The sequence below is a fragment of the Actinomadura meyerae genome, from assembly GCF_900188445.1.
Classification (GTDB): Bacteria; Actinomycetota; Actinomycetes; order Streptosporangiales; family Streptosporangiaceae; genus Spirillospora; species Spirillospora meyerae.
Map to the genome: position 1 here is coordinate 1 of NZ_FZOR01000079.1, position 7,498 is coordinate 7,498.

At 71.3% G+C, this 7,498-nt stretch carries 7 protein-coding genes; 4 read left to right on the plus strand and 3 right to left on the minus strand.

The features are described 5' to 3' along the window. Positions 1–215 (plus strand): hypothetical protein (locus CHF16_RS41140; protein WP_218827042.1); only part of this gene is annotated, 215 nt, incomplete at its 5' end. A 181-nt stretch (positions 216–396) separates the two neighbouring features. On the opposite strand, the gene CHF16_RS38685 is transcribed toward CHF16_RS41140, so the two are convergent. Together CHF16_RS38685 and CHF16_RS38690 are read right to left on the minus strand one after the other, a co-directional pair. After that, positions 397–2,280, minus strand: coding sequence for a helix-turn-helix domain-containing protein (locus tag CHF16_RS38685; protein WP_245869805.1), 1,884 nt, complete (start codon positions 2,278–2,280; stop codon positions 397–399). Between the two features lie 11 nt (positions 2,281–2,291). Beyond that, complete coding sequence (locus CHF16_RS38690; RefSeq protein WP_089331172.1) at positions 2,292–3,080, minus strand: 3-hydroxybutyrate dehydrogenase; 789 nt, start codon at positions 3,078–3,080, stop codon at positions 2,292–2,294. Between the two features lie 178 nt (positions 3,081–3,258). Between CHF16_RS38690 and CHF16_RS38695 the strand changes: the two genes are divergently transcribed. Together CHF16_RS38695 and CHF16_RS38700 are read left to right on the plus strand one after the other, a co-directional pair. Further along, entirely contained in the window at positions 3,259–4,209 is a 951-nt protein-coding gene (locus CHF16_RS38695) for an alpha/beta fold hydrolase (RefSeq protein WP_089331173.1), read from the plus strand. Positions 4,210–4,365: 156 nt separating this feature from the next. After that, complete coding sequence (locus CHF16_RS38700; protein WP_089331174.1) at positions 4,366–5,073, plus strand: helix-turn-helix transcriptional regulator; 708 nt, start codon at positions 4,366–4,368, stop codon at positions 5,071–5,073. A gap of 182 nt (positions 5,074–5,255) precedes the next feature. Here the strand turns inward: CHF16_RS38700 and CHF16_RS38705 are convergent, their stop codons facing one another. Beyond that, on the minus strand, positions 5,256–5,840 hold the full coding sequence (locus CHF16_RS38705) for a TetR/AcrR family transcriptional regulator (protein WP_089331175.1): 585 nt from the start codon (positions 5,838–5,840) through the stop codon (positions 5,256–5,258). A 122-nt stretch (positions 5,841–5,962) separates the two neighbouring features. On the opposite strand from CHF16_RS38705, the gene CHF16_RS38710 reads away from it, so the two are divergent. Next, positions 5,963–6,943, plus strand: coding sequence for an aldo/keto reductase (locus CHF16_RS38710; RefSeq protein ID WP_089331176.1), 981 nt, complete (start codon positions 5,963–5,965; stop codon positions 6,941–6,943). Positions 6,944–7,498: the final 555 nt, after the last annotated feature.

The window sequence follows — 7,498 nt, forward strand, 5'->3', positions numbered from 1 at the left end:
GCGCCATCGGCGCCGCACTCGTCGTCCAACTCCAGGACTACCTCGCCACCGCCGGATTCCAGGAGACCGGCATCATCACCGGCCTGATCTTCATCCTCGTCGTGCTGCTGTTCCGCCGGGGCATCTGGGGCACCGCACGCGACCTGATCGCCGCCCGCACGTCCCGCGAGCGGCCCGCGCCCGAACCCGCACCCAAGGTGGACGCCTCCGTCTGACCCCTTGGTCTGATCAGGCGGTGCGCCGCTCCCGAGGCCGGGGGCGGCGCACCGTCGGTTCTTGTGGCCGCCGCTTCTTGTGCACGCCGCTTAACGCGACCGCGTTCGAGCGTGGCCGCGTTGTAGGCGGTCTTTCCCGTGCATGCCGCTTCAGCGCGACCGTGTTGTAGCGCGCGCCGTTTCAGAGGGAGAGGCGGTGCAGGCGCAGGGCCAGCTGGAGTTCCAGGGCGCGCTCCGGGGACTGCCAGTCCTCGCCGAGGAGGCGGGCGACGCGGTCCAGGCGCTGGCTGACGGTGTTGACGTGGATGTGCAGGCGCTCCGCCGTCCGCGACAGGTTCCCGCCCGTCCCGAAGTACGCCTCCAGGGTCTGGACGAGGGAGGTGCCGCGCCGCTCGTCGTAGTCGAGGACGGGCCCGAGCGCGCCCGAGAGGAACCCGGTGACGTCCCGGTCGTCGCCGATGAGCAGGCCGACGAAGCCCAGTTCGGACGCGCCGGCGCCGTCCCCGCGGCGGCCGAGGGCGAGCAGGGCGTCGGCGCAGCGCTGCGCCTCCCGGTACGCGGTCGCGACCTCCGCCGGCCCGCGCACCGGGCCGGCCGCGCCGACCGTCGCGGGGCCGCCGAGCGAGCCGCCCAGTTCCTTGGCCACCCGGCGGGCCGCGTCGCCGGGGCGGTCGCCCGGCAGCAGCAGGACGACCTCCTCGACCCGGGAGGCGGCGAGGCCGTGCTCGACGGCCACGAAGGACGACGCCCAGAACGCCGCACGCTGCCGGTGCTCGCGGGACTCGTACTTGGCGCACAGCACGACGTGCGGGGCGCTCAGATCGACGTTCACGCGCCGGGCGCGGGCCGTCAGGGCGTCGACGCCCGTCCGGCGGCCGGAGAGCAGGTCGTCCAGCAGCTCGCCGCGGACTCGCCCCTCGGCTTCGGTGACGCTGCGCTGGAACAGCAGCAGCAGCGCGGTGACGAGCGCGGCGCGCTCCAGGATGCGCTGGTCGGCGTCGTCGACCTCGTCGGCCGTGCGCAGGACGAGCGTGCCGAGCATCTCGTCGCCGGTCGAGACCGAAGCGATCCACAGGTCGCCGCGCCGGACGGTCCGGCCCTGCGCGCGCGCAGAGTGCGCCGAGGCCGAGATACCGGACAGCTCCTCATCGCTCAGATCGCCCGAGTCGATGCCCGTCTTCGCCAGTCGCCGGCCTTCCTCGTCCAGGACGTAGAGGGTGCCGCCCAGCAACTCGGTCACGACCGCGCCGACGTCTTCCACGCCACCGCCCCGCACGACGACGGCCGTCATGCGGTCGTGGGCGCGCGCCGCTCGCTCCACGGCCGCGCTGCGCGCCTTGACCTCCTCGTTGGCGGCGCTCAGCTCGTCCAGGGCGGTCCTGGTCTCGTCCAGGAGGCGCGCGTTGTCGATGGCGATCGCGGCGTGCGCGGCCAGCGAGCCCAGGAGCGCGACCTCCTCCTGGTCGAACGGACGCTCGCTGCGGTTCGCGGCCGTCAGCACGCCGATGACCCGGCTGCCCAGCCGCATCGGCACGCCCAGGATGGCGACCAGGCCCTCCTCGGCGACCGCGTCGTCGATGTAACCGCGGTGCTGGAACTGCCCGTCTCCCAGGTAGTGGTCGCTGTTGTAGGGCATTGCCGTCTGCGCCACCAGGCCGACCAGTCCCGTGCCCATCGGCAGCCGCAGGCGCCGGAACGCCGCCGACACCGACCCGTCCGTCACCCGCATGTAGGTGTCGCCGCGCTCGTCGTCGTTCAGCGTCAGGTAGGCGATGTCGGCGTTCAGCAGGCGCCGGGCGCGGCGCGTGATCGCCTCCAGCACGGCGTCGAGGTCGCGGAGCCCCGCGAGGTCGCCCGCGGTGTCGAACAGCGCCGCCAGCTCCGCCTCGCGGCGCGCGTGCCGCCGCATGATCATTCTGACTCGGAGGGCCGCCAGCTTGGCCGCCTCCAGCTCCGCCAGGACGGCCGGCGGCGCGCCGTCCGCCCGCGCCTGGACGAGGGGCCCCTCGAACTCCACGGGGGACGCCTCGCGGGCCAGAAGTTCGAGGAAGACGCCGCAGGACATACGGGCCATTCTCAATGGGCCGTCCAGCCACCGTCGAGTGTGAAGGACGCGCCGGTCACCATGGACGCCGGAGGCGAGCACAGGTAGGCGACGAGCTCCGCGACCTCCTCGGGCTCGATCAGCCGCTTCACCGCCGCGTGCTCGAGCAACACCCGCTCGACGACCTCGCTCTCGGGTATGTCGTGCGCGCGCGCCTGGTCGGCTATCTGGCCCTCCACCAGAGGGGTCCGGACGAAGGCCGGGTTCACGCAGTTGGAGGTCACGCCGTGCGCGGCACCCTCCAGCGCGATCACCTTGGACAGGCCCTCAAGCCCGTGCTTGGCCGCCACATAGGCCGACTTGTAGGGCGACGCCCGCAGGCCGTGCACGGACGAGATGTTGACGATGCGGCCCCAGCCCCGCTCGTACATGCCGGGCAGGGCGTTCCGCGCCAGCCGGAACGGCGCCTCCAGCATGAGCCGCAGGATCCGCGCGAACATGTCCGGCGGGAACTCGTGGACGGGAGCCACATGCTGGATGCCCGCGTTGTTGACCAGGATGTCGACATCGGACGCCAGGCCGTCGAGCGCGTCCATGTCGGAGAGGTCCGCGTGCAGCGGGACGCCGCCGATCTCGGCCGCCGTCCGCTCCGCCGCCGCCCGGTCCATGTCGGCCACCACCACCGCGGCGCCCGCCGCCGCCAGCCGCCGCGCGCAGGCCCGGCCGATGCCGCCCGCGCCGCCGGTGACCAGTGCGCGCCGCCCCGCCAGATCCAGCGTCCCCGAAGTCCCCGCGGCGGGCCGCGGTGTCACGCTCGTCATGCGCCGAACCTACGGAGCGCGACCCCCGCCGTCCCATGTGGCGCACGCACACAATCCACCGCCGGACGGTATGGACACGCCGGATCGGCAGGGGGATCGCCGTCCGGCGCAGCGGTCCGGGGGCGGCCGGGCTACCGTGGGGCCCGCACGGTCCCGCCCACGCCGCGAGGGGTCACCGATGACCGAGATCACGCATCGCTTCGTCCAGTCCAGGAGCGGCCTGCGCATGCACGTCGCCGAGGCGGGCGAAGGGCCGCTCGTGCTGCTGCTGCACGGCTTTCCCGAGTGCTGGTACTCCTGGCGCCACCAGCTCACCGCGCTCGCCGAGGCCGGGTTCCACGCGGTCGCCCCCGACCAGCGCGGCTACGCCCGCACCGGCGGGCCCGCCGAGGCCGGGCAGTACACGATCCTGCACCTGGCGGGGGACGCCGTCGGGCTCATCGACGCGCTCGGCGCGGACCGGGCCGTCGTCGTGGGACACGACTGGGGCGCGCCCGTCGCCTGGGCCGTCGCGCAGATGAGGCCGGACAAGGTGCGCGGCGTCATCGGCATGTCCGTCCCGCACCGCCCGCGGTCCAGCAGGCCGCCGGTCGAGTCGATGCGGCGCCTGTTCGGTGACGGCTTCTACATGGTGCGCTTCCAGGAACCGGACGCCCCGGAGGCCGAGCTCGACCGCGACCGGACCGACACGTTCCGCCGCATGCTGGTCGGGATGTCCGGTGACGGGCCCGTTCCGGCGCTCATCGCGCCCGAGGGCGGCGGCTTCCTCGACGCGATCCCCGAGCCGGAGAAGCTGCCCGGCTGGCTCACCGACGCCGACATCGCGACCTACGTCGAGGAGTACGCCGAGAGCGGCTTCACCGGGCCGATCAACTGGTACCGCAACCTCGACCGCAACTGGGAGCTGACCGCCGCCTGGCACCGCGCGCCGATCGGCCCGCCCGCGCTTTACATCGCCGGTGACCGCGACGTCGTCGCCGTCGGCGCGCGGAACGTCATCGACTCCATGACCGACTTCGTGCCGAATCTCCGCGAGACCGTGTGGCTGTCCGGATGCGGCCACTGGACGCAGCAGGAACGTCCCGCCGAGGTCAACGAGGCGATGCTCTCGTTCCTGCGCGTCCTCTGAGCGCGTCCTCTGAGCGCGTCCTCTGAGCGCGTCCTCTGAGCGCGTCCTCTGAGCGCGTCCTCTGAGCGCGTCCTCTGAATGCGGCTTCGTCGGGGTTCGAGGGCTCGGGGGGCGAGGGGCTTCGGAAATGTCGGAGGCGGTGCGTACGGTCGGCGTGTGAACCGTACCGACCGCTTGTACGCCTTAGTGGAGGAGTTGCGCGCCTGCGCGCCGCGCCGCCTGGCCGCGCGTGAACTGGCCGCGCGGTACGAGGTGAGCGTCCGGACGATCGAGCGCGACATCAGCGCGCTCCAGCAGGCCGGTGTGCCGATCTTCGCGGACGTCGGCAGGGGCGGCGGCTACACCCTCGACAAGAGCCGGACGCTGCCGCCGCTGAACTTCACTCCCGCTGAGGCCGTCGCCGTTGCGATCACCCTCTCCCGGGCCGATGGCTCGCCGTACTCACGCGCCGCCCGGACCGCACTGCACAAGATCGTCGCGGCGATGTCAGCGGACGACGGCGCCTCGGCCCGCGAGCTGGCCGCCCGGATCCGGTTCCTCGCCCCCGCCGAGAACGACGGTCAGGCGTCCGTGCCGGCCGTGCTGGAAGAAGCCGTGCTGGCCCGCAGGGTGGTCCGCCTCACCTACGTCGACCGGGCGGGGATCGAGACCGAGCGCGATGTCGAGCCGGTCACGTTCACCGCGTCCGGCAAGGGCTGGTACCTGACCGCGTGGTGCCGGATGCGGGGTGGCTGCCGTGTGTTCCGCACCGACCGCGTCCGCCGTGCCGTCCTCCTAGAGGAGACCGCGCCCGATCGCTCGGCCGAGGCCATGCACGGTGACGTCCCGTCCGACTACGTCGTCCGGCCTCTGGAGTTCGTCTGAGCCCCGGGCGAGCTGGGAGCGTGCGCCGGGAGCGAGCTGGGAGCGTGCGCCGGGAGCGAGCTGGGGGCGTGAGCCGGGGCTGTGCGTCTGAGCCGGGGCGAGTTGGGGCCTGAGCCGGGGCGAGTTGGGGCCTGAGCCGGGGTGAGCCGTGCGTCTGAGCCTGGGCGAGCTGGGGGCCGGGGTCAGGAGCGCGGGCTCGGGGGGAAGAGCGCGGTGACGGCTCGGACGACGGCGGAGCGGCGAGCGGTCAGGTCGGGATCGGCGGCGGCGTGGCGGGCCACGGCGGCCAGTTCGGTCTGGTCCAGCCAGGTGTGGGCGAGCTGGAAGACCATCGCCAGGATGTCGACCGGATCCCATGCGGAGGGCAGGTCGCCCGCGTCCTGAGCGCGGCAGATGGCCGCGACCTTGCCCAGGATGGCGTCCCGGTAGGGGCTGCCGGCGGGCGGAGGTTCCAGTTCCAGGCGGCCCCAGACGATGAACCGGTACCGGTCGGGGTCGGTGGTGAAGTAGTCGAACAGTTGACCGGCGTAATCCGGCAGGTCGGCCGGGTCGAGGTGGACGGCGTCGGCCGCGGCGGTGAGTTCGGCGGCGGCCACATGCTCGTACAGCTTCTCCTTGCTGCGGAAGTACGCGTAGATGCGTTCCTTGCTGGTGCGGGCGGCCTTGGCGATCCGGTCGACGCGCGCGCCGGCGATCCCGTGCCGGGCGAACTCGTCGCGGGCGGCGGCGACGATCCGGTCGCGGGTCGAGTCGGCGGTGCTGGCCATGGGCCCCAGCCTAGCCAACCGAACCGTTCGGTTTGATGGGTGTGGACGAGTGGGTAGTGTGGCTCATGGCCATACCGAACGGTTTGGTTCGTTCTTTACGTTTGATGCAGGGAGAGCTGATCATGCAGAAGCGCACTCTGGGTCGCCAAGGGCTGGTCACCTCGGAGATCGGCTACGGCACGATGGGCCTGACGATGGCCTACGGCCCCGGCGACGAGCAGGAGGGGCTCGCCGCCATCCGGCGCGCCTACGAGCTGGGCGTCAACTTCTTCGACACCGCCGAGCTCTACGGCCTGGGGACCGGCTCCAACGAGATCCTCGTCGGGAGGGCGGTCAAGGACTTCCGGGACGAGGTCGTCCTGGCGACCAAGTTCGGGTTCGAGCTGTCGTCCGGGAAGGTCACCGGCCTCAACAGCCGTCCCGACAACATCCGCAAGGTCGCCGAGAACAGCCTGCGCTACCTGGGGGTAGACCACATCGACGTGCTCTACCAGCACCGTGTCGACCCGGAGGTGCCGATCGAGGACGTCGCCGGCACCGTCAAGGAACTGATCGACGCGGGCAAGGTGAAGTACTTCGGGCTGAGCGAGGCGGGCCCGCAGACGATCCGCCGTGCGCACGCCGTCCAGCCCGTCTCCGTCCTGCAGACCGAGTACTCGCTGTTCGAGCGCGAGGTTGAGGAGCTGTTCCCGGTGCTGCGCGAACTCGGCATCGGGTTCGTGTCCTACTCGCCGCTGGGGCGCGGGTTCATCACCGGCACTGCCAAGCCCGCCGGATCCTACGACCCGACCGACATGCGCAACCACGATGCCCGCTGGCAGCCGGGCAACTTCGAGAAGAACGTAGCCGCCGTTGAGCAGCTCGCCGAGCTGGCCGCCACCAAGGACGCGACGGTCTCGCAGTTGGCGCTGGCCTGGGTCCTGGCCCAGGGCGAGGACATCGTCCCGATCCCCGGCACCCGTAGCCCGAAGCGGGTCGAGGAGAACAACGCCGCCGCCGACCTGACCCTCACTCAGGACGACCTGGACGCCATCGCCCGAATTCTGCCGACCGGTGGTTTCGGTGCCCGCTACTCCGAACAGTCCCTTCCGCAGTGGGTGTGACCGCCTAGTTATTGGGCTAGTTGGTCGTTGCCCGCCGGGGGTGATGGTGCCTTCATGGCCCGGTGTTCTTCAATTGTCTAGCGCTGTTCGTGGAATTGTGGTGGGGGCGGCGCTGCGTACGGGGCCGCCCCTCCAAAGTCAAGGGCGCCTTCGGCGTCGCTTCGCGATGGGACTCCGTCCCACCCTTGACTTTGGAGCCTCTGCGGCCCCTGAGTGCAGCTTTCGTCGGGCAGGCTCCGCCTGCCCTCTGCCCGACGCGCCGCCCCCACCCCAAAAAGGAACCACACGGCAATTCGAATGCCCGAGATGAGGCATTTGTGAAACGCGCGACGCTGATCACGAATCCCTCGAAAGAATCATGGTCGAATTCTAGTTCGAGAGCACGAAGCGGCCTCCGGACGGATATCATGGATACATGAGTTTGATTGCGGTCGACCCTGACGCCGCGTCCACCATGGAACAATGCCGTTAAATTAAGCTGCTGGGCAGATCAATCGGATCGTGGCCGGCGAGTCGTGGGTGATGTTCTCGTCCGTCTCACGTTTAACTCGGTAT

Excerpts from the sequence above, each read along its gene's own strand:
- CHF16_RS38685 (WP_245869805.1), bottom strand. The coding sequence starts at position 2,280 with ATGTCCTGCGGCGTCTTCCTCGAACTTCTGGCCCGCGAGGCGTCCCCC.
- CHF16_RS38690 (WP_089331172.1), bottom strand. The coding sequence starts at position 3,080 with ATGACGAGCGTGACACCGCGGCCCGCCGCGGGGACTTCGGGGACGCTG.
- CHF16_RS38695 (WP_089331173.1), top strand. The coding sequence starts at position 3,259 with ATGACCGAGATCACGCATCGCTTCGTCCAGTCCAGGAGCGGCCTGCGC.
- CHF16_RS38705 (WP_089331175.1), bottom strand. The coding sequence starts at position 5,840 with ATGGCCAGCACCGCCGACTCGACCCGCGACCGGATCGTCGCCGCCGCC.
- CHF16_RS38710 (WP_089331176.1), top strand. The coding sequence starts at position 5,963 with ATGCAGAAGCGCACTCTGGGTCGCCAAGGGCTGGTCACCTCGGAGATC.